The organism is Arthrobacter stackebrandtii (genome assembly GCF_017876675.1).
GTDB classification, from domain to species: Bacteria; Actinomycetota; Actinomycetes; order Actinomycetales; family Micrococcaceae; genus Specibacter; species Specibacter stackebrandtii.
The window spans coordinates 3,606,812-3,628,442 of the sequence record NZ_JAGIOI010000001.1 but is presented as its reverse complement, the minus strand read 5'-3'; the positions used below and the strand labels follow the sequence as shown (position 1 = coordinate 3,628,442).

General features: G+C 64.4%; 16 protein-coding genes. 8 read left to right on the top strand and 8 right to left on the bottom strand.

The features are described from left to right. Positions 1–184: 184 nt before the first annotated feature. Both JOF48_RS15865 and JOF48_RS15860 read left to right on the top strand, forming a co-directional pair. Positions 185–1,525, top strand: coding sequence for a DUF1254 domain-containing protein (locus JOF48_RS15865; RefSeq protein WP_209682147.1), 1,341 nt, complete (start codon positions 185–187; stop codon positions 1,523–1,525). A 4-nt stretch (positions 1,526–1,529) separates the two neighbouring features. Further along, positions 1,530–2,621: an ATP-binding protein gene (locus JOF48_RS15860; RefSeq protein WP_209682146.1), complete on the top strand. Its 1,092-nt coding sequence runs from the start codon at positions 1,530–1,532 to the stop codon at positions 2,619–2,621. 20 nt (positions 2,622–2,641) lie between these two features. On the opposite strand, the gene JOF48_RS15855 is transcribed toward JOF48_RS15860, so the two are convergent. After that, positions 2,642–5,254, bottom strand: a complete 2,613-nt coding sequence (locus JOF48_RS15855; protein WP_209682145.1) for a LuxR C-terminal-related transcriptional regulator — start codon at positions 5,252–5,254, stop codon at positions 2,642–2,644. Positions 5,255–5,314: 60 nt separating this feature from the next. Then, a complete protein-coding gene (locus JOF48_RS15850) occupies positions 5,315–6,268 on the bottom strand; it encodes a formylglycine-generating enzyme family protein (protein WP_209682143.1) in 954 nt (317 codons plus the stop codon). Positions 6,269–6,484: 216 nt separating this feature from the next. Here JOF48_RS15850 and JOF48_RS15845 point away from each other — a divergent pair, with 216 nt between their 5' ends. The 6 genes from JOF48_RS15845 (at position 6,485) to JOF48_RS15820 (ending at position 12,958) form a co-directional block, all read left to right on the top strand. Next, positions 6,485–8,164, top strand: a complete 1,680-nt coding sequence (locus tag JOF48_RS15845; protein ID WP_209682141.1) for a SulP family inorganic anion transporter — start codon at positions 6,485–6,487, stop codon at positions 8,162–8,164. Next, complete coding sequence (locus JOF48_RS15840; RefSeq protein ID WP_209682140.1) at positions 8,161–8,883, top strand: GAP family protein; 723 nt, start codon at positions 8,161–8,163, stop codon at positions 8,881–8,883. The genes JOF48_RS15845 and JOF48_RS15840 overlap by 4 nt, the downstream gene beginning before the upstream one ends. Positions 8,884–8,906: 23 nt before the next feature. Next, complete coding sequence (locus JOF48_RS15835) at positions 8,907–10,577, top strand: SulP family inorganic anion transporter (protein WP_209682139.1); 1,671 nt, start codon at positions 8,907–8,909, stop codon at positions 10,575–10,577. Between the two features lie 86 nt (positions 10,578–10,663). Beyond that, positions 10,664–11,077 carry a hypothetical protein gene (locus JOF48_RS15830; RefSeq protein WP_209682138.1) on the top strand — a complete coding sequence of 138 codons (414 nt, stop codon included), beginning with the start codon at positions 10,664–10,666 and terminating at the stop codon, positions 11,075–11,077. 178 nt (positions 11,078–11,255) lie between these two features. Then, entirely contained in the window at positions 11,256–11,663 is a 408-nt protein-coding gene (locus tag JOF48_RS15825; RefSeq protein ID WP_209682137.1) for an SHOCT domain-containing protein, read from the top strand. A 161-nt stretch (positions 11,664–11,824) separates the two neighbouring features. Further along, positions 11,825–12,958, top strand: coding sequence for an AI-2E family transporter (locus tag JOF48_RS15820; RefSeq protein WP_209682136.1), 1,134 nt, complete (start codon positions 11,825–11,827; stop codon positions 12,956–12,958). Positions 12,959–13,107: 149 nt separating this feature from the next. Here the strand turns inward: JOF48_RS15820 and pdxS are convergent, their stop codons facing one another. The 6 genes from pdxS to JOF48_RS15790 all read right to left on the bottom strand — a co-directional run bounded on the left by pdxS (position 13,108) and on the right by JOF48_RS15790 (position 21,382). After that, on the bottom strand, positions 13,108–14,010 hold the full coding sequence (gene pdxS / locus JOF48_RS15815; protein ID WP_209682135.1) for a pyridoxal 5'-phosphate synthase lyase subunit PdxS: 903 nt from the start codon (positions 14,008–14,010) through the stop codon (positions 13,108–13,110). A gap of 105 nt (positions 14,011–14,115) precedes the next feature. After that, the gene (pgsA, locus tag JOF48_RS15810; RefSeq protein WP_209682134.1) at positions 14,116–14,742 is read right to left on the bottom strand and encodes a phosphatidylinositol phosphate synthase; all 627 of its coding nucleotides are present in this window, start codon (positions 14,740–14,742) and stop codon (positions 14,116–14,118) included. Continuing rightward, positions 14,735–15,373 carry an HIT family protein gene (locus tag JOF48_RS15805; RefSeq protein WP_209682133.1) on the bottom strand — a complete coding sequence of 213 codons (639 nt, stop codon included), beginning with the start codon at positions 15,371–15,373 and terminating at the stop codon, positions 14,735–14,737. Before JOF48_RS15805 ends, pgsA begins: the two co-directional genes overlap by 8 nt. After that, entirely contained in the window at positions 15,370–17,397 is a 2,028-nt protein-coding gene (gene thrS / locus JOF48_RS15800; RefSeq protein WP_209682132.1) for a threonine--tRNA ligase, read from the bottom strand. The genes JOF48_RS15805 and thrS overlap by 4 nt, the downstream gene beginning before the upstream one ends. Before the next feature lie 93 nt (positions 17,398–17,490). Then, positions 17,491–20,991, bottom strand: coding sequence for a DNA polymerase III subunit alpha (locus tag JOF48_RS15795; RefSeq protein WP_342591274.1), 3,501 nt, complete (start codon positions 20,989–20,991; stop codon positions 17,491–17,493). Next, the gene (locus JOF48_RS15790; protein WP_209682128.1) at positions 20,984–21,382 is read right to left on the bottom strand and encodes a DUF6504 family protein; all 399 of its coding nucleotides are present in this window, start codon (positions 21,380–21,382) and stop codon (positions 20,984–20,986) included. Before JOF48_RS15790 ends, JOF48_RS15795 begins: the two co-directional genes overlap by 8 nt. Positions 21,383–21,631: the final 249 nt, after the last annotated feature.

Sequence of the window (21,631 nt, the reverse complement as noted above, 5' to 3'; positions counted from 1 at the left end):
AACACCCTCAGCTTTTCCGGAATCCGGGCACAGGTCATCATCATTGATTGATGATTTGGGCCCCTGACGGCCCCCAACGTGATCCAATTCGTGGCCATGGGCACCGGCTTGTGGAACTCTTCTGAAAAGGAAACATCGCACCGATCATTCCCGCGCCCTACAAAAGTTAAGGATGAAAATCCCCATGTACTCTTTTGATTCCTCGGCGGTTCAAGACGCCTACGCCCTGGGCATTCCCCTGGTGTTCAACCTTGACCAGGTGCTCCGCTACGTTGAAAGCGGTGTGGGTGCCAACCCGGCCGCTCCCTTCAATTCATTCAGCCATGCGCGCACGCTGGCCGGCCCTGCGGACACCTTTGTCTCCATCAACAACGACACCCTCTACTCCATGGCCCAGCTGGACCTGAGCTCCGGCCCGCTGCTGCTGGAGGTTCCCGACACTGCAGGACGCTACTATGTGTTGCAATTTGTGGATGCCTGGACCAACAACTTTGCGTATGTCGGCCAGCGCGCCACCGGTACCGGGGCGGGGAAATTCCTGATCGTCCCGCCAGCTTGGACAGGCCAAGTGCCCGAAGATGCCACGCTCATTCAGTCCCCCACAGTTGTCGCCTCGATTGTGGGCCGGTGGGCGTGCGACGGCGAGGCCGACCTTCCCGGGATCCACCGCCTCCAGGACGCCATGAAGCTCTCCGCGCTCGACGGCGCATCCCCCACCTTGGGCATCCCAACACCCGCCCCCGGGGTTCCGGAGAGCCTGCTGTTTCTGGAAAAGCTGCGGTTGTGGTCCCAGGCTTTTCCGCCGGCCGGGCGGGACCTTCCGGCATTGGAAGCCCTGGCACCGCTGGGCATCACGGAGCAGGGAACGAGCCCCTATGCGGGGCTGGATGAGGGGACCATCGGTGAATTGGCCCAGGCACTGCAGGGCGCCCACGGCATGGTCCTGGAATTCCTGCGCGGCGGCGGGGTTCCCATGGTCAATGGCTGGCAGTTGGCGTACCACTCCTTTGACTACAACCTGGACTTTTTTGAGGTTGGAACGCTTGATGAGCCGCTCTACACCGCCATGGATCCTGAGCAACGCCCCCTCCTGCGCGCTGCAGCCGCGATTGCCGGGCTCTGGGGAAACCACGCCTACGAGGCAGCCTACGCGGCCGTTTATGTCGACTCCGACGGCAAGCAGCTCAACGGCGAAAACGACTACGTCCTGACCTTTGATCCAACGCCGCCGGTGGGTGCCTTCTGGTCCCTGACCATGTACTCGGTCCCCGACTTCTTCCTTGTGGAGAACCCGCTTGACCGCTACTCCGTGGGCGACCGAACCCCTGGCCTGGTTTACGGGCAGGACGGTTCACTGCAAATCCACCTCGGGGCAAGCAAGCCGGGTGATCCGGCGAAACTGGCCAACTGGCTCCCGGCCCCCGACGGTGATTTCCGTCCACTCCTGCGCATGTATGTGCCCGATGCTGCCGTGATCGACGGCGGCTACCAAATCCCCGCCATCCACCGAATTGCAAAGGACTAACTCCATGGAAACACTGAGAATCGGAAGCAGCATCGACGCCCCGGGCGAGGCCGCGCAAATCCGTGCGGACAAATTCAACCGCCACACCTTTTGGTGCGGCCAAAGCGGTTCCGGCAAAACCTACGCCCTGGGTGTGGTCCTGGAACAGCTGCTCCTGCACACAGAGCTGCCGCTGCTCATCCTGGACCCCAATGCAGACTTTGTCCGGTTGAACGAGACCCGCCCGGGCGCCAATGCCGAGGAGGCGCAGCGTCTTTCGGCCATCCCCATGAGGATCCTCAACTCCACCAACCCCGACGGCGAGCGGCTTCATGCCCGGTACACCGACCTGTCGGTCGAGTCCAAGGCTGCAGTGCTCAGCCTGGACCCCATTGCCGACGCCGACGAGTACAACGAGCTGTTGCACTTCGACCTGAACCCCACCACCTTCGATGCCGCAACCATGCTGCAGGAATTCCGCGACTCCGGCAAGCCGGCCCAGGTCAAGCTGGCCAACCGGGTGGAAAACCTTCGCCCGCTGGACTGGGAGCTGTGGTCGTACGGCGGGGATTCCGTCAACGACGTGGTGGACACCAGACCACGGGTCACGGTCATGGACCTGGGCGGATTCACTGCCCCGGCGGCACCCAAGGTGGCTGCCTTGGCCGTGCTGGAACACCTGTGGGCCACCCGCCATGACCGCAAGCCCATCCTCATTGTGATTGATGAGGCTCACAACATCTGCTCCCCGCACCCGGCAACTGCCGTGGAGAAGGCCCTGACGGAACAATTGGTCCAGATCGCGGCAGAGGGCAGAAAGTTTGGCCTGTGGCTGTTTCTTTCAACCCAGCGGCCCACCAAGATCCACCCCAATGTGCTCTCCCAGTGCGACAACCTGGGTCTCATGCGCATCAATGCACCCCGTGACCTGGCGGAGCTGGGCGAAGTGTTCGGCTTCGTTCCCGCGCAAATGCTGGCGCAGGCCAAGGACTTCGGACTGGGCCAGGCGCTGATGGCGGGCGGTTTTGCCGGCGCCCCCACCCTGGTGCAGATGCGGGACCGGGTGACGGCCGAGGGTGGCTCTGACGTCTCGGTACCCATGACGGCGGGCGCCTGAACTGCAGGGCGAGGGCACGCTCAGGGGCGAAGACGAATGGCGTCCCTGCGTGTGCTCACACCCAGTTTTCGGTAGATGGAGCGCTGGTGGGTCCGCACTGTGTTGACGGAGACAAATAGCGCGGCCGCAATTTCCTCGGCCGTCATGGTGGTCCGCAGGAAGCCAAAGACCTCCTGCTCCCGCTTGGAAAGCTGCGTTCCCAGCATGGCTTGCCTGGAGATGTTGCCAGGGCCGTGGGCAAGCCTTGCGGCGAGGAATCCTTCATGTGCCGTTCCCCAAGCCGCGTGTTCGGTAAGCAGCTGGACCAGGGCGTCATCGCCTCCGGCGAAGGGCCGCACAATGGATTCCTTCACGGCAAGGTCCAGGGCCCTTTCCAGCTGGCGGTGGGCAGCATCACCCTCCCCTTTCCCCCTTGAAATAATGGCGGAGGTAATGAGGGCACTGACGGATACATAAGATGTCATGCCGGTTGCAGAAATACCGCCAAGCATCTGAAGCGCATCGGCCGGGCGCCCCGCGAGACGGGCGAGTTCCGCGGCAAGTGCCAGGCACACCGGGACATGGGCAACATCGCGTATGTCCCGGACCATCTCAAATGCTGCCTCGGGCTCCCCCGAGGCAGCACGCAAGCTGGCCGCGGCAATGAGCCCATAGGTGGGCCATGGAACCCCATGCTGGGGGGACTGGCTAACGCCATCCAGGCGGGATTCGGCTGCGCGGATATCCCGTGCATCCCCTGTGTCGGCGGCACAGAACGCCAGATAAACCCGGGCCAGGGCCGTGTAGGAGGCCTGGTGCCCACCCTGCGCCACCATGTCCAGGAAGGTCTGGTTCGCTTCGGGCAGCCTTCCTTGCCAAAAATCGACGATACCGCGGGCAAAGTGCTCAATGGCGCCGTCATAGTGGTTCCATTCCAGAACTGTGGCATCCTGTCCGGGCACCTCATACTTGGCCATGAGCGCAAGTGCCGAGGAAAAGTACCCGCCGAAGCTCAGCGCCAGCATAAGGTTGGCACGGGTTCGTTGGGCGAGGGTGTGCAGCCCCGAATTCTCGGCCTGATCCAGGGCTGAACGGAGCATGCGCACGGCCGCGGCCGGATTGCGCCGAAGCCGCAGTTCCGTCCACCCCAGGAAGAACATGGCGAAGGCATTTGTCACCGGATTGCCCTGCAGCTCGGCGCTATGCTCCCGGGCCGAGTCCACGGCGATGGCGAGTGCACCGGCGTCGTTCTCTGTGAAAAGCGTGGCAAAGGCCAAGGTGGCGCGGACTTGGTGCGGCACCACGTCCATGGCGGACAATGCTCTGCGGGCCTGCAAACGCAAAAGGGTGGAACCCGGAGCATCGCCCAGGAGGTCAAGGCATGCCGAGCGTATCAGCAGGATTTCGGGGTTCAAGGCAATGTCACCGGGGAGCTGCAACAATATGTCGTTGAGCACTGCGGCACCGGATTCAATCACGATCCGCAGCCATTGCTCCCGCAGAATACCCATCAGCGCCTCGGAATCGCCGGCCAGTAGTGCGTGGGACATGGCTTCCGTGGGGAACAACCGAGCCAGGGCCTGGGCTGCAATGGCATTGAGCCGGCGCCGCCGGCCGCTGTCCGTGCGGTCCAGGATCTGCTGGCATTGGGTGGAAAATTCCTGGCGCCACTTGTAGACGGTCCGGTGCTCCCCGCTCTCATAGCGGTCAAGGAAGATTCCTTGGTTGGCGCATTCTTCCAGCAGTGCCGAGCTGTTTCCCGCCCCCGTCAGGAGCTGTGCCAATGCCGCGTCCAGCCGCAGGCAGGTTGTGCCGGCCAGGACAAATTCAGCTAATTCCGGCCTCATTTGGCCCAGGATGGACGTCGCCACGAATTCGGTCAGCACGGAATGGCCAACGGGCCCGGTACCGCCGGAACCTGACGAGCGAGCAACAATTTCCAGCTGGACTGCTATGGGCCAGCCACCGTTTTCATTGTGGAGTGACTGCGCGGCCTCCTCAGACAGCGCAATGCCCACCTGGTGGAAGTCCTCCACGATCTCTGCCACCGTCAGGGACAATTCCGCCGGCCCCAAGCGGGTGGCAGTTCCACGCGCCAGCATTCGGTTAAAGGACTGGTTCAGCTCAGCGGCGCCCGCCAGCACAAAGCGGAGGCGGTTTTGGCAGTGGTCGGTGAGCGTCTGCAGCAAGCCGCTGGACAGGGTGGAACCGACCAGGTGCGCGTCGTCCACAATCATGACAATTGGCTCTTCCAGCTCCAGCAGACGGCTGGCCACTAGCTCAAGGGTTGCCTGCGTTCCTTGTTCGTCGGGAAATATTCGGGACAGCAGGTGTGCATCGTTCGCGCCGAGCCGGGGTGCCAGGCGATGAAGGGAACTGATGATCCCGCCCAGAAGGGACTCTTCATTTTCGCCGATGTGCCGGCTCAGGCTGAGCCAGGCAACACGCCGTCCCTCGGCGACGGCCCAGGTGGACAGCAAAGCGGTTTTTGCGTAGCCGGATGGAGCGGACAGCAATGTCAGTGGGTACAGGTCCACCAACTCGTCAATGTGCCGGAGCAGCCGTTCCCTTGACCGTGCCGGGCCACCATTTTTCGGCGGCGATACCAGAAACCAGGGCAGCGGTTTCCATTGTGCAATTTCTCGTGTCCCCATGCAGGGATTCTACCGTCACCCGCGCCCCTTTCAGGGAGCGGATGGCACCAAGGGCAACCGTTAGTCCGTGGTGGCCCCGACGTCTGGGCCGGCTCCTGCCGTGCGGACACAGCGGAAGCCTGTATCCGATGAGGCGGAGTCCTCGGCCCTCCCCATGCGAGCCGCCGGCCGGTAACTGAGGCTGTATTCGGGTGCGGAAAGATACGACCCACCCTTGAGGACGCGTCGCGGGATGCCGTCGGCACCTTCTGCGCCGCCGTCCCGGCACGGCAGCGCCAGGGGCGATTCGTAGGGGAGAACGCCGGCGGCGCCCGCATGGGAGCCGGTGTACAGATCGCCGGTCCATTCCCAGACGTTGCCAATGCTGTCGTACAGCTCGAATCCGTTGGGCGGAAACATCCCCACGGGTGACGTGCCAAACCATCCGTCGGAGCTCGAGTTCAGGTAGGGGAACCGGCCGTGCCAGGTATTGGCCAACGCCACCCCGTCCGGATCACGCTCCCGCCCCCAGCTGTAGGGCAGGGGGGTGTGCCCGCCGCTGGCCGCCCACTCGTACTCCGCTTCGGTGGGCAGCCGGGCCCCGATCCACTGCGCGTAGGCCAGGGCATCGGGGTAGGCGATGTGGACTACCGGGTGCTCCTCCAGCCCGAACAGGTCGCTGCCGGGCCCCAGGGGGTGCCGCCAGCTGGCGCCGGGCACCCAGGACCACCAGCTTCGCCAGTCCCTCAGGTCCACCGGGCCGTCGGGTGGGGTGAACACCAATGATCCGGGAGCCAGCTCCTGGATTTCCCGCTGCGGGAAATCCTGCTGGTCCAATCCCCGCTCTGCCAGGGTCACATAGCCGGTGGCAGCTGCAAACGCCGCATATTGGGCGTTCGTGACAGGTGTCCGGGACATGTCAAAGGCCTCGACGGCGCGCTGGTGCTGGGGCCGTTCATCCGGGTAAAAGTCCCATGACCCCATGAGAAACCGGCCAGGGGGAATCCTTACCCAGTCTGCCGGGGATTCCTGCATGGCAGGTTTCCTTCCGTTCATGTTGTACCTCGTTTGCGGATTTCCCTATCCATCCTGCTCTGGCTTCACCAAACATCAATCATCAGCAACTGATGATTTGCGCTCCCGGATGTTCCTTCACACCCTCAGATCCCCGAATGTATTAGCAGGCGCAGAACCGGCTGGCGGCTGCTGACCTTCATTGACAGGACCACCGGACGGACAGGCACAGAACAGATGCAGCGACCATTCACAGGCCTTACGCGGGACAACGTCGCGCGGGAGGCGACGGCCGGGATCACCCTTCTGGCCATCTCGGTCCCACTGAACATTGGCTATGCCCAGATCGCCGGGCTTCCGGCCAGTGCCGGACTCTACGCCCTGATCGTCCCAACCTTGGTCTATGCCGTGCTCGTTTCTTCCCGGCAGGTTGTGGCCTCCCCCGACGCAGCCGCCGCGGCCCTGGTGTTTTCCTCGCTGGTGGGGCTGGGCGTGGCTCCGGAAAACTTTGTGCTCATGGCCGGGGCCCAGGCGATCCTGAGCGGGTTGCTCTTCTTTGCCGCATCGTTCCTGAAGCTGGGCTTTATTGCCAATTTTCTCTCCAAGCCCATCTTGGTGGGTTTTGTGGGTGGCCTTGCCTTGGAGATCATGATCAGCCAGGCCGCCAAGATGTTGGGCGTCAAGATCAATTCCGGCGGGGAATTCCTGGAGAAGTTGTGGGAGCTGCTCACTGGTCTGGGCGGATTGAACATCTTTGCTGTCGCGCTCAGTGCCGGGTCCCTGCTGGTGCTGCTGCTGGGCCGCAGGTTTCTTCCGTCCTTTCCGTGGGCCCTGGCCGTCCTGGTCCTGGCGACTGTTGCCACGGTGGCCTTTGCCCTGGAGGACCGCGGCGTGTCCGTGCTTGGTGAAGTGCCGGCCGGGCCGCCGCAGTTCCAGCTCCCCCGCCTGGACCTGGCCGGTTGGATCTCCCTGATTCCCTCCGCACTGGCGCTCACCATGGTCACGGTTGCCGAGGGGCTTCTGGTGATCCGTGCATACGGCGAAAAGAACGGTTATGCCACCTTGCCCAACCAGGACTTGTTCGCCTTTGGCGCCGCCAATGTGGCTGCCGGCCTGTCCTCTTCATTCGCGGTGGGTTCCTCCACCTCCCGCACGGCGGCCGTGGACCAGACGGGTTCCCGCACCCAGCTGCCCAGTGTTGTCTTGGCGGCAGGAACCACCCTGCTGCTGCTCTTCGGCACGGCCCTGCTGGCGCAGATTCCCTCCCCTGCCATTGGCGCAGTGGTTGCCGTTGCAGTGTTCAAGCTGTTGGGACTGGAGGAGTTGCGCGAGCTCTGGCACCTTTCCCGTGTGGAGTTCGCCATTGGCGCGGCTTGTTTTGGCGGTGTGCTGCTGGTGGGGCCGCTGGGCGGGCTCTTCCTGGCCTTTGTCCTGTCGCTGGTGAACCTGGCACGCAGGGCCGCCAATCCGGCCATCGATGTCCTCTCGGGCGGGGATGACCCCACGGTGTCCCTGCTGGAAAGCAACGACGGCGCCCGCCTCACCGCACCGGGCGTGGCCGTGGTGCGGATCGCGGCACCCATCTTTTTCGCCAATGGCTCGGTTCTTGCGGACCGCATCAACGGGATGGTGCAGTCTGCCGGCGGTGAGCTGGACGTCGTCGTGCTTGATGTTGAGGCCGTCAGCGACATCGATGTGACCGGCGCAGAGGCCCTGCAGGGCGTCATCGCCGGGCTCCGGACGCAAGGGATTGCCTTCGCCTACACCCGGATGCGGCCCGGCCTGCGCAGGCAGCTCAATGGATTTGGGCTGTTGGCGGGCACCCGGGAATTTCCCACAAACCGCGAGGCCGTGGCAGTTCTTGCCCGGACCGGCCCTGTTTCCACTGACCTGCCGAACGGAGCAGAAAAGCCATGATTGATCTCTCCTTGGAGTTACTCCCGGCCCTCTTGGGGATTGTCGCCAGCCCCCTGGCCGTGATGGCGCTGATCGCGGTGCTGCTCTCAAAAAACGCCCGTGTGAACGGTGTGCTGTACCTGGCCGGCTGGGCGTGCGCGGTCATGATTGCCGTAGGTGGCGGCTACTGGTTGTTTGGCTGGCTCCACGTTGCTCCGGAGCTTGACCCCCCTCAGTGGGTTCCTCCCCTGCGCCTGGTTGCGGGCCTGCTGGTGGGCGCCGGGGCCGTTTTCACCTACCGGCGCTCCCGTGCCAAGCTCTCCGCCATGGCCGGCGCCACTACGCCGGAAGAGGTGGCGGCCGCGGCACCCCAGCTGCCGGGCTGGCTGCAGGCCGTGGCTTCCTTCACGGGGCCCCGCTCCTATGCCCTGGGGCTGGGGATCTTCCTTTTGAACCCGGTCAACCTCTCCTGTGCACTCATTGCGGCGCTGGACATCAGGCTGGCGGCGCTGTCGGTTGGAACGTCCTCGACGTTCATGATCGTCTTCATCGCGTTGGGCATTGTTCCCATGTTGGTCCCGGTGCTGCTGACACTGGCCAAGGGCGAAAAAGCCGGCCCCTTGTTGGAGACGCTGCGTGCCTGGATTGCAAGGAACAACGGCACGCTCAGCACCGTGTTCCTGTCCCTGCTGTCCTTTGGCCAAATCCAGAAGTCCCTGGCGGCGATTCCGTGGTTCTGAACATGGCTCCCTTGCGTCAATACATGGCGCGTTTTGGCGACCGGCGAACGGTCAAGGCGGATGTGAAGGCAGGCCTGGTTCTTGGCGTTGAGAGTGTCCCGGACGGTTTGGCGGCAGGCCTTCTCGCCGGGGTCAACCCGGTGCACGGGCTCTACGGCTACCTGCTGGGCACCGTGGGAGGCGCCCTCGCCACGGGTTCAGCGTTCATGAGTGTTCAGGCCACCGGGGCCATGTCCGTCATCATCTCCGATGTCCCGCAGACCCAAGACGCCCGGCAATCTGCCGCGGCCCTGGCCACGCTGGCATTGCTCACGGGCCTGATCATGTTGGCGCTGGGGCTCGCCAAGTTGGGCTCCCTGGTGCGGTTCATTCCCACGGCGGTGCTGATGGGGTTTGTCAATGCCGTCGCCATCAACATCATCCTGGGCCAACTGGACAACCTGACGGGCTACGACGGCCAGGGCGCCAACCGCATCCTGCGGGCCGCGGACACCGTGCTGCACGTGTTCGAGGTCAATCCTGCCGCCCTGGCCGTGGGCCTGGTGACGGTGGGGCTGATTCTGCTGCTGGAACGCACGCGCCTCGGCGCCATGTCCATGGTGGTGGCCGTCATTGCCGGCTCCGGACTGGCTGCACTGTTGAACTTCTCCGCTGTGGAGGCCACTGTGGCACTCCTGGGCGATGTTGCCCAGGTGCCCAACTCGCTCCCGGCCCTGGCGCTTCCCACCTTGGAGTTGGTCCCGGCCCTCATTGTCCCATCGCTCGCCCTGGCACTGGTGGGGCTGGTCCAGGGATCCGCCATCAGCAGCTCGGTACCCAACCCTGACGGGCGCTACCCCGACGCCTCAGCGGACTTCCGGGGCCAGGGCGTGGCCAATCTGGCCACCGGGCTGTTTCAAGGCATGCCGGTTGGCGGGTCCATGTCCGCAACATCCCTTGTCCGTGCAGCCGGCGCCAAGACGGCACTGGCCAACCTGGTGGCCGGTGCCATCATGGCCATGTGCATCTTTGCCCTCGCTCCAGCCATTGGATTCATGGCCATGCCGGCACTGGCGGGATTGCTGATCCTGGTGGGTTTCAGGACCTTGAAGATCCACGATTTTCTGATGGTGTGGCGTACCGGGCCCATCCAGGCAACCGTTGCAACCGTCACCTTCACGCTGACGCTGCTCATTCCGCTGCAGTATGCGGTGCTGTCCGGCGTCGGACTGGCCGTGATCCTGCATATTGCACGCATGTCCAACAGAATCATGGTGAAGCGTTGGGAATTCACTGCCGGGACTGCACTGCCGCGCGAAACTGAGCCGCCCCGGAAACTGGCCAACAGCCAACTGGTCATCCTGGTTCCCTACGGGAGCTTGTTCTTCGCAGCCTCCCCCATTTTTGAACAACAGCTGCCACAGGTGCCTGCCGAGTGCAAGGGAACCGCAATCATCATTCGGCTGCGAGGAAAAGATGAACTTGGCGCCACCTTCATCAAGGCGCTGGAACGATACTCACAGGCTCTGGCTGCGGCCGGCGGCACCTTGATGCTGGCCGGGGTTGGACCCAAGGTGCACGGCCAGCTGGTGGCAACCGGCAGCCTGGACATTCTGGGCAACGATCGGGTCTTCCCTGCCCAGGAACAGGTGGGACTGGCGCTCCAACTCGCGGTGGAGGCGGCAGAAAGGTGGCGCTCTGGACTGGACAGCTAGATGCGGCACCACCAATAGTGGATGATTCACGCCCCCGGGCGAGGCAATCCGCAGCCAGCGCGAAGCAGATTTTCCGGGGTCGTCCCATGATCATTTTTCTCATTCGTGCAGCCATTTGCGTTGGCACCGCTGCACTGGGCTTGCTCGTTGTTTCATGGGTACTGGCAGACTTCAATCTCCAGGTGAGTGGCTTCTTCATAGCCATCCTGGTATTTGCCGCCACCCATTCACTCCATTCGCCGTTCACTTTCAGGATTGCCAACCGCTACGCCCCCGTGGCCTTGGGTGGCATCGGCCTCTTGTCCACACTCACAGCACCCCTGGTGGCAAACCTTTTCCCCGAGGGCCTGCAGATCTCCAGCGCAACAGCTTGGGTTCTGGCACCCGTCATCGTTTGGATCACCACCGCCCTGGGTGCCTGGCTGCTGCCCGTGATCTTCCGCAAGAAGCGCCTTGCCACCAGGGCGGCGCAGAAGAGCGCGCGGCTGGCGCACAAGTAGAAGTGGCACGCATGTGCAGGAATCCGGGCCCAGTCATCAACCATTGGTGAAAATATGCACACTGCGCTCCGATTGCTGTCACGCCTTGAAGCGCCAACCAATAATTGTCACTACAGCACAGGCTGAATACGTTGGACCCGGTCCGTTGACACGGACGGAAAACTAATTGGAGTACATCATGGATTTTTGGTCGTCATTCTGGAACATCATTCTTGTCTTTCTTTCAGCCGTGGTCTTCCTTGGCTACCTCATTGCCCTATTTTCCATCGTCACCGACTTGTTCCGTGACCGTAAACTCAATGGCTGGCTCAAGGCCGTGTGGCTGTTGGCACTGGTCCTCATCCCGCTGCTGACCTCACTGGTCTACTTGATCTTCCGCGGCCAGGGCATGGCCGAACGTGGATACCGCGAAACAGTGGCAAACCAGACTGCGGCGGAGGACTACATCCGCACCGTCGCGCAGACAAGTCCCAGCGACGAGATTGCCAAGGCCAAGGCCCTCTTTGATGCCGGCACCATCAACGCCGATGAATACGAGGCCATCAAGGCCCACGCTTTGGGCACCACCAAGGTTGCTGTTTCCTAACGCGGAAGCACAGCAATCGGAGCCGCCCAGGGCTGCTTGAACCGATGGGCAGGGACGCTGAAGTCAACGCCCCTGCCCATCGGCTGCCAGCTCACGCATCCCACCATGGCGAGCAGGGCATGGGGTTGCATGGGTGAAATGGATATTTTAGGAGTGAAGCAGTGAGCAGCAAAATACCCAGGACCACTATGCCCCCGGCCAGGTCCTCGGGCGCCAATGTCCTGATCAGCCTGGCAGCTGCGGTGATCGTCTTGGTTGGCTTCAACAGGATTTCCGGAATCGTGGGGCCCGTGTTCCTTGCCCTGGTGCTGACGATTTGCGTCCAACCAGTCAAACAACGGCTCCTGGCCAGGGGGGTTCCGCCGGTGTTGGCAGACATATCCACCGTCTTGACTGTTTACGCGATGATTGCTGCACTGGTGGCATCGCTGTGGATATCCGCCGTGCAGTTCACCAATCTAATTCCACAGTTCTCGCCTCAAATCAATGAATTGAGCGAAAAGCTGCGAATCTTCCTGCATGAGAGCCTCGGCATCGGCGAGGAACAAGTTCGCACCATTGTCGACTCGATCGACCTGCGGGCCGTCTTTAATACCGTTGCCGACCTGCTCGGTGGTGCCTTGAACGTGGGCTCGGGCATGGTTTTTCTCTTGTTGCTGGTCTTGTTCATGAGCATCGACGCCACGTACTTCCCCACCATCCTCAGCGAGGTGAAAAAGAACCGGGCGCCACTCGTTGAGGCCTTGGGGAGCTTTGCCCGCATGTCACGTTCCTTCATGACCATGACCACCATTTTCGGCGCCGTCGTCGCTGTCCTGAACCTGTTGCTGCTGCTTGTCCTGGGTGTGCCGGGAGCCGGGTTGTGGGCATTGCTGTCGTTCGTTTGCGGATTTGTCCCCTATATCGGATTCTGGATTTCCCTGGTTCCCGCAGCCGTCATGGCCCTGCTGGCCGGCGGACTGCCCGCGTTCGTCGCTGTGGTGGCGTTTTACGGCGTGATCAATTCCTTGATCCAGTCAGTCATCCAGCCAAGATTCGTCTCAGGCTCGGTCAACTTGAACATGACCCTGACATTCCTGTCCGTCATGTTTTGGTCGTTCCTGCTGGGCCCGCTCGGCGCACTCATGGCCGTGCCGCTTTCATTGTTTGCCCGGGCAATCCTGATTGACGCACATCCGCAGTCAGCATGGTTGCGGCCCTTTACAGGTGACATCAGCGCCTCCAAGGCAACGATGGCCGCCCAACGTGCCGAAGTGTGGGCCAAGACCGCCCATGCGACGCGGCATCACCTTTGACGTGTTTTTGCGCAACGCTGCACCACCAATGACGTGTTCACCATCCAGCTTCACCGCTGGAGGGTTGGCAACCTTTGGATAAAACAAAGGCCGTGCCAGGCAAACCGAAGTTTTGCCTGGCACGGCCGATGCAGCGTCGCGGAGAGGGGTTACCAGCCGCGCTCGGCGAGGCGGTGCGGCTCGGGGATGTCGGCGACGTTGATGCCGACCATGGCCTCACCGAGGCCGCGCGAGACGTCCGCAATGACCGAGGGGTCGTCGAAGAACGTGGTGGCCTTGACCACGGCGGCGGCGCGCTGGGCCGGGTTGCCGGACTTGAAGATGCCGGAGCCCACGAACACACCGTCGGCGCCGAGCTGCATCATCATGGCGGCGTCTGCCGGGGTGGCGATGCCACCGGCGGTGAACAGAACCACGGGGAGCTTGCCGGTCGCGGCAACTTCCTTCACGAGTTCGTAGGGTGCCTGCAGTTCCTTGGCGGCCACGTACAGCTCGTCCTCGGGCAGGGCGGCCAGCTTGGCGATCTCGGAACGGATCTTGCGCATGTGGCCCGTGGCGTTGGAGACGTCACCGGTGCCGGCCTCGCCCTTGGAGCGGATCATGGCAGCGCCCTCGTTGATGCGGCGCAGGGCTTCGCCCAGGTTCGTGGCGCCGCAGACGAAGGGCACCTTGAAGTTCCACTTGTCGATGTGGTGCTCGTAGTCGGCCGGGGTCAGGACCTCGGACTCGTCCACGTAGTCCACGCCGAGGTGCTCCAGGACCTGCGCCTCGACGAAGTGGCCGATCCGGGCCTTCGCCATGACCGGGATGGACACGGCGGCGATGATGGCGTCGATCATGTCAGGGTCGCTGGCGCGGGAGACGCCGCCCTGGGCACGGATGTCGGCGGGCACGCGCTCGAGGGCCATGACAGCCACGGCGCCGGCGTCTTCGGCAATCTTTGCCTGCTCAACGTTGACCACGTCCATGATGACGCCGCCCTTGAGCATGTCGGCCATGCCGCGCTTGACCCGGCTGCTGCCGGTGACAGGTGTTACCTCGGGTGTAGACACAAAAAACCCCTCTGGGACGGAACAGTATGTGAGAGCCGGCGCACGTGATCCGTGGCACCGGCAGCCTCAGTCTATTCCGGGGCCCGGAGGGGATAAAAACAGGTGTTACTGTCCTGAGGGAAGGCTTTCCGCCAGCGCCTGGCGCCGCACCGTGCCGACCCTTTGGAACACCGTGACCAGGCTGGCAATGGCCAGCAGGACAAGCACGACGGCGAGCACGGCTTCCGGGATGCCCAGGCCCACCAGCCCGGTCGCCACGAGGACGACCACGAGCCGGTCCGAGCGTTCGGCGATGCCCACGTTGGCGGTCATGCCCAGGCCCTCGGCCCGGGCCTTGGCATAGGAGACGATGGAGCCCAGCACCAGGCATGTCAGCGCCATGGAGGCGATGAAGCGGTTGTCGCCGCCGGTGTAGAACCAAACGACGATGCCGGCGAACACGGCGCCGTCGCCCACGCGGTCAAGCGTGGAGTCCAGAAAGGCGCCCCACTTGCCGGAACGGCCGAGCATGCGGGCCATGAGCCCGTCGACGATGTCTGAAAAGACGAAGACAGTGATGACCACTGTGCCCCAAAACAACTCGCCCATGGGGTAGCCGATGAGCGCCCCGGCGGCCACGCCGAGGGTGCCGACGATGGTGACGGCGTCGGGTGAGACACGCATCCTCACGAGGAGCGCGGCGACAGGGGTGAAGATGGCGGCAAACAGTGCCCGCGCGTATTTGTTAAGCACCGGCCGCGGCCCCCTCGCCGTTCCCTGCGCCCTGCCCGGGACCGGACTGTGCCGACCCTCCGGGTGACGGCACCGCGGCCCAGGCTTCCGACACCTGCTGGCGCACATCCGCCAGTGTCTGGGTGATGGCTTTGGTGCTGGCGATGATGGGCATGAAGTTTCCGTCCCCTCCCCACCGGGGCACAATGTGCTGGTGCAGGTGCGCGGCAATGCCCGCACCCCCGGTCACGCCCTGGTTCATGCCCAGGTTGAAGCCGGAGGGATTGGCCACCTGGCGCAGAATCCGCATGGCCTGCTGCGAAAGGGCCGCGAACTCGGCGGTCTCCTCCAGCGTCAGGTCCGTGTAGTCCGGCACATGCCGGTACGGGCAGACCAGCAGGTGGCCGGGGTTGTACGGGTACAGGTTCAGCACCACGAAGTTCAGCCTGCCGCGATGGACAATCAGCGACTGTTCATCGCTGCGGTTCGGTGCTTCGCAAAAGGGGCAGCTGTCCTTGCCGGAAAACTGCTCCTGCCCGCCCTTGACATAGGCGAGCCGGTGGGGCGTCCACAGCCGCTGAAAGGCATCCGGAACCCCGGGGAGTTCAAAATCATCCACAACGGGCTCTGGCGCCCCACCGAAATTGCTCACGCCGTGCGGTTCCTGACTGCCTCCACAATGCGGCGGACGGCCTCTTCAACGGGCACGCCGTTGTCCTGGCTGCCGTCCCGGAAGCGGAAGGAGACGGCGTTGGCGTCGGCGTCGTCGCCGCCGGCGATCAGGACAAACGGGATCTTGTCCTTGCTGGCCGTGCGGATCTTCTTCGGGAAGCGGTCGCTGGAGATGTCCACCTCGGCACGGATGCCGGCCTTCTTCAGCTGGGCGACGACGTCGAACATGTAGTCATTGAAGGCCTCGGCCACGGGGATGGCCACAACCTGGACCGGCGAAAGCCAGGCCGGGAAGGCGCCGGCGTAGTGCTCGGTCAGCACGCCCATGAAGCGCTCCACGGAACCGAACAGGGCACGGTGGATCATGACGGGGCGCTGGCGTGTGCCGTCGGCTGCCTGGTACTCAAGCTCAAAACGCTCGGGCAGGTTGAAGTCCAGCTGGATGGTGGACATCTGCCAGGTGCGGCCCAGCGCATCCTTGGCCTGCACGGAGATCTTGGGGCCGTAGAACGCGGCTCCGCCGGGGTCGGCGACGAGTTCCAGGCCGGATTCGCGGGCGACATCGGCCAGGGTCTGGGTGGCTTCCTCCCAGACTGCGTCGTCTCCGACAAACTTTTCCGGATCCTTGGTGGACAGTTCCAGGTAGAAGTCCTCCAGTCCGTAGTCCTTCAGCAGGGACAGGACAAAGTTCAGGGTCTCGGTGAGCTCATCCTTCATCTGCTCCTTGGTGCAGTAGATGTGGGCGTCGTCCTGGGTCATGCCGCGCACGCGGGTCAGGCCGTGGACCACGCCGGACTTCTCGTAGCGGTATACCGAGCCGAATTCGAACAGGCGCAGTGGCAGTTCCCTGTAGGAGCGTCCGCGGGAGCGGAAGATCAGGTTGTGCATGGGGCAGTTCATGGGCTTGAGGTAGTAGTCCTGGCCGGGCTTGCGCACCGTGCCGTCCTCGTTCAGTTCGGCATCCACGTGCATGGGCGGGAACATGCCGTCCCGGTACCAGTCCAGGTGGCCGGAGACCTCGTACAGGTTGGCCTTGGTGATGTGCGGGGTGTAGACGAACTCGTAGCCGGCCTCAACGTGGCGCTTGCGCGAGTAGTCCTCCATCTCCTTGCGGATGATGCCGCCCTTGGGGTGGAAGATGGGCAGGCCGGAGCCCAGCTCGTCCGGGAAGGAGAACAGGTCCAGTTCCACGCCAAGCTTGCGGTGGTCGCGGCGCTCGGCCTCGGCGATGCGCTCCTGGTGGGCTTTGAGGGCTTCCTTGGTGGGCCAGGCCGTTCCGTAGATGCGCTGCAGCTGCTGGTTGTTCTGGTTGCCCAGCCAGTAGGCAGCGGAGGTGCGGGTCAGGGCGAAGGCGTTGGAGATCAGCTTCGTGTTTTGCAGGTGCGGGCCGCGGCAGAGGTCGCACCAGACTTCCTCACCGCTCTTGCGGTCGATGTTGGAGTAGATGGTGATGTCACCGGCACCCACCTCAACGTTCACGCCCTCGGCGGAGTCGCCGTCGTTCTTCTTGCCCAGCAGCTCCAGCTTGTAGGGCTCGTTGGCCATGGCTTCGCGGGCCTCGTCCTCGGAGACCACACGGCGGGCAAACTTCTGGTTCTGGTTGACGATCTTGAGCATCATCTTCTCAAGCGTCTTCAAGTCTTCGGGAGTGAAGGGCTCGGCGACGTCGAAGTCGAAGTAGAAGCCGTCGGTGATGTAGGGGCCGATGCCGAGCTTCGCGTCGGGGCGCAGCTGCTGCACGGCCTGGGCCATGACGTGGGCGGTGGAGTGGCGCAGCACGTCCAGGCCGTCGGGGGAATCGATCGTGACGGCTTCCACGGAGGCGCCGTCCACGAGTTCCGCTGCGAGGTCCTTCAGGGCGCCGTCGACGCGCATGACAACAACGTCGCGGCGTTCAAAGAACAGCTCCGCGCCGGTGGTGCCGGTGGCCACCGCAGTCGTCTCGCCGTCGACATTAATGGTGATCTGTGTATCCACTGGCACTGGTAACTCCTTGTTTGTCATGTACGGCTCCTTGTCCAAGCAACATACGGGGGTTGCTGTGAGCCTCTTCGATGGTATCGGTTCGCCGGGCGCCCACCAACACGGGCGGGTCGGTCAGCCGGCGGCCGCAGGCGCGGCGCCGGGCACCGGCAGCGAGACGGTGTCGTGCAGGTCCCACGCCTCCAGCGCCTGCACCGTGATGCCGCGCGGGCCCGTCCGCCGGGTCAGGCCGCGAATCAGCAGCATGCGGGTGCCAAAGAGCAGCGGCCCGGACTTGTCCTGCGCCTCGGAGAAGAAGACGGTGTCCACGCAGCCGGTGCCGTCATCAACACTGATGAACACCACCCGTTTCCCGCCGCGCATGGGCGGGGTCTGGGTGGCGATCCGCACCCCGGCCACCAGCACCTCGGTGTTGTTGCGCAGGCCCAGCAGTTCCTCCGCCCGGTGCACGCCCACCGCGTCCAGGTAGGGCGCGTAGCTGCCCATCAGGTGTTCGCTGACATCCAGGGAGAGCAGGTCCAGCTCGGTGCGCACCGTCTCCGCCATGGCGGGCGCCGGGTGCTCGGCTGCGAGCGCACCCAGTTCCACATCCTCCATGGGCAGGGCGAGCTGCCCGGAGATGGGTTCGCTGCGCTTGTTGGCCGAGCGGGCGGGCAGGCTGTTGACGTGCGCCACGAGGTCGGCCCGGTTGGCCGTGTTGCCCGTGAGTTCCTTCGCCTTGCTGTGCAGGGAGTCGAGGGCGCCAAGCTGGGCCAGGCGTTTCAGGGTGGGCCGGCTCAGCCTGGCCCGGTCGCGCAGGTCTGCGAGGGAGTCGTAGGGCTGGGCCGCAACGATGCGCTTGAGCTCGGTCCCGCTCAAACCGTAGACCCCGGCCAGCGACAGCCGGATCCCTGTGGTCCCGTCCGGCGTGCGTTCGGCCCGGTACTCGCCGGTGCTGGCGTTGATGTCCAGCGGCAGGATGGGGATGCCCAGGCGCCGCGCCTCGGCCACAAGCAGCCGGCGCGGGTACATGCCGGGGTCGTGTTCCCACAGCCCGGTGAGGAATTCGGCAGGGTGGTGCGCCTTCAGCCAGGCCGACTGGTAGGTGGGCACGGCGAACGCTGCCCCGTGCGCCTTGCAGAAGCCAAAGCTGCCAAAGGCCTTCAGCGTCCCCCACACCTCTTCAATGGCCGACGGCGCGTACCCCCGTCCCGCTGCCTTCTCCCGAAAGTAGGCTTCCACCGCGGGCTCCACATCTTCCTTGCCCAGTGCGCGCCGGAATTCGTCTGCGCGTGAGAGCGTGCATCCGGTCATGACGTGGAAGGTGCGCAGGACCTGTTCGTGGAACACGGTGACGCCGTGGGTTTCCGCCAGGACGGGGACCAGGTCGGGGTGCGGGTAGCGGGGTGCGGCGAATCCGGCCCTGCTTTCCAGGAAGGGCTTGACCATGTTTGACTGCATGGGCCCGGGGCGGAAGAGCGAGATGTCGATAATGAGGTCGTTGAACTCGGCGGGCGCCATCTTGCCCACCAGTTCCCGCTGGCCCGGGGACTCGATCTGGAAGCAGCCCAGCGTGTGGGTGCTGCGGATCAGCTCAAAGGTGGGTTCGTCGTCGAGCGGGACGGCGTCCAGGTCTATGGCGCCGGTGGCGTCAATGAACGGCGCGTCCGGTGCGTGCCCGCCCTCCGCCGCCACGGCCTCCTTCGAGGGGTGCAGGCGGATGACCTCACGCACCGCGTACGCCATGGCGCTTTGCATGCGCACGCCAAGCACATCCAGCTTGAGCATGCCCATGGCGTCCATGTCGTGCTTGTCGAACTGGCTCATGGGCAGGCCCATGCCGCTGGGCTGCACCGGTGTGCGGTCCAGAAGCGAGGAGTCCCCCAGGATCACCCCGCACGGGTGCATGGAGATGTGCCGCGGCAGGGAGTCCAGGCGCTCGGTGAGGTCCACCAGCAGGTCCAGCTGCGCCCCTCCCCGGTGCCCGCCGCCGTCGCGGAAACCTGTGCCGTCAGTGCCGTCCGGCAGGCCAGTGCCGTCCATGCCATAGGTGCCGTCCGGGTCCTCCGGGCCGTTCAGCCCTCGGGATTCCCGGACGCGGGCGGCAAAGTCGCGCAGCTCCGGCTTCTCCTCCAGCGCCTCCCGGAAGGATCCGGCAGAGAACCGCCACAGCTGCTTGGCGATTTCATCGATCTCCCCCTTGTCCATCCCCAGTGCCAGCCCGGCATCCCGGACGGCTCCGCGGGCCCGGTAGCTGTTCTGCATGCTCATCAGGGTGACCCGTTCGGAGCCGAAGCGCTCAAAGATGCGGCGGTACACGTTGTGCCGTTCGGCGCTTTCGACGTCGAGGTCGATGTCCGGCAGCGTGGAGCGGTCCAGGGACAGGAAGCGCTCAAAGAGGAGATCGTTGGCGATGGGGTCCACCGCGCTGATGCCCAGCAGGTAGTTGACCAGCGACGACGCACCCGAACCTCTCGCGGCCCGGCGCACCCCCATGGAGCGGATCATTTCGGAGACCTCGGCCACGGTGAGGAAGTAGGAGTCAAAGCCCAGCCCGGAAATCGTGGACAGCTCCGTCTCCAGCCGGTTGCGCACCTTTAGGAGCTTCTCCCCGCGCAGCCCGGCAAAGCGCTGGTGCAGCCCCGACTCGGCACGCTGGCGCAGTTCCGCGGCGGCAGGCTGGGACAGGCCCAGCACGTGCGCTTCAGGTGTCCTGGGCGTTTTCCAGCCGAGGTCCGCCACGGGGTCAAGCCGGCACTTGTCGGCCAGCTGGGCGGTGTTGGCCCACAGCTGCCGCAGTTCCGCCCCGCCCCAGCCGCCCTGGCGGATGACCTCCCGTGCCACCACTTCCATGTCCGCGGCACTTTTGAGCCAGGCCCGGCTGGTGCGCTGCAGGCCCTCGTGCCTGTCCAGTGCCGTCAGCGGGGCAATGTTCCGGGCGGCGTCCAGGACGTCGGCGGTGGGGGCATCCACCTCGCGGGCGTAGCGGACGGCGTTGCTCAGCACGGCCGGGACATCGAATTCCTGTGCCAGCTTCAGCATGCGCACGGCGTGCGTGGTGCTCATGGGCGCGCCGGGCTCGCTCTGGTGGCTGACGATCTCCACCACCATGGACCCGGCGGGCATGGCCGCGCGCCATGCCAGGAACCTGGTCCTCGGCAGCAGGTACCTGCGCCCGTTCAGGGCCCTTGCCACGGGCGAATCAGGCCCCAGCAGCACCGTCAGGGCCGGCTTTCCGCTGGCCGCGTCCAGCACCCCCGCAGCCAGCTGCCCCAAGGTCAGCCCGACCCGGTTCCTGGGCTGGGCATGTGCTGACGAGACGAGCCGGCACAGGGCCGCGTACCCTGTTCCCGGCGGCAGTGAGCTGCCGCCGTGGGCCAGCACCACCACCCGCCCGGCAGTCTCCATCCCGTCCGGGCCTTCCTCCAGCACGGCCAGGTCAACGCCGACGATGGGGTCGATCCCGGCCGCCATGCAGGCCTTCACATGTTTGACAGCACCGTACAGCCCGTCCCTGTCCGCAATGCCCAGTGCGTCCCCGTCAACGGCGGCCGCCGCCACCAGTTCCTGCGGCCACGAAACACCGAAGTGGGCGCTGAAGGCTGAGGAGGCGTGGAGGTGGACAAAGTTACGCACCGTCCAGCCCCTCCCCCGGGTCCAGGCCAAAGTCGCCGCCGGCGTCCACGGCGCCACCAGGATCGCCGTCCGCGGGGTCCTCCGCAAACACGGCGTCCTCCGGGTCATAAATCTTTATGACCCGCCACCTGCCGGCGGGCCGGTAGTGGGCCACGTCCAGGCTGAAGGGCTGCGCCGTGCCGTCGCTGAGAACCATGCGCCAGATCTGGGTGTCGACGGCCCCCACCCCGGTGCCCGGCGGGAGTCGTTCGTCACGCTCCCACCAGGCCCGGCGCTCATACCAGCACAGCGGATGCGGGGCCACGTCGTAGACCGTCCCGCGCCACACCAGCTGCGCGGGCTCCCCCTGCGCTGAATACATCACATCCACGGCCTCGCTAAAGATGCCCATGCACGTGCTCCCATCCCAGCCGGCAGCAACTGCCGGCCCAAATCGCGCACCGAATACCAGTGCCGCAAATTTGATTAGTATATATGTTCGACTGAATTTCAGTGTACGCTCAATTCCATGCGGAAGTAACCGCTCAATTGGGAAGAACGCACGGTCCGGGCACCAGTTCGGCATCGATCGCGTTATGTAGATAGCTGACAACGCAACGGGCGTCTACCATGGCCTTACGGCCATTGGTTCAGGCGCGCT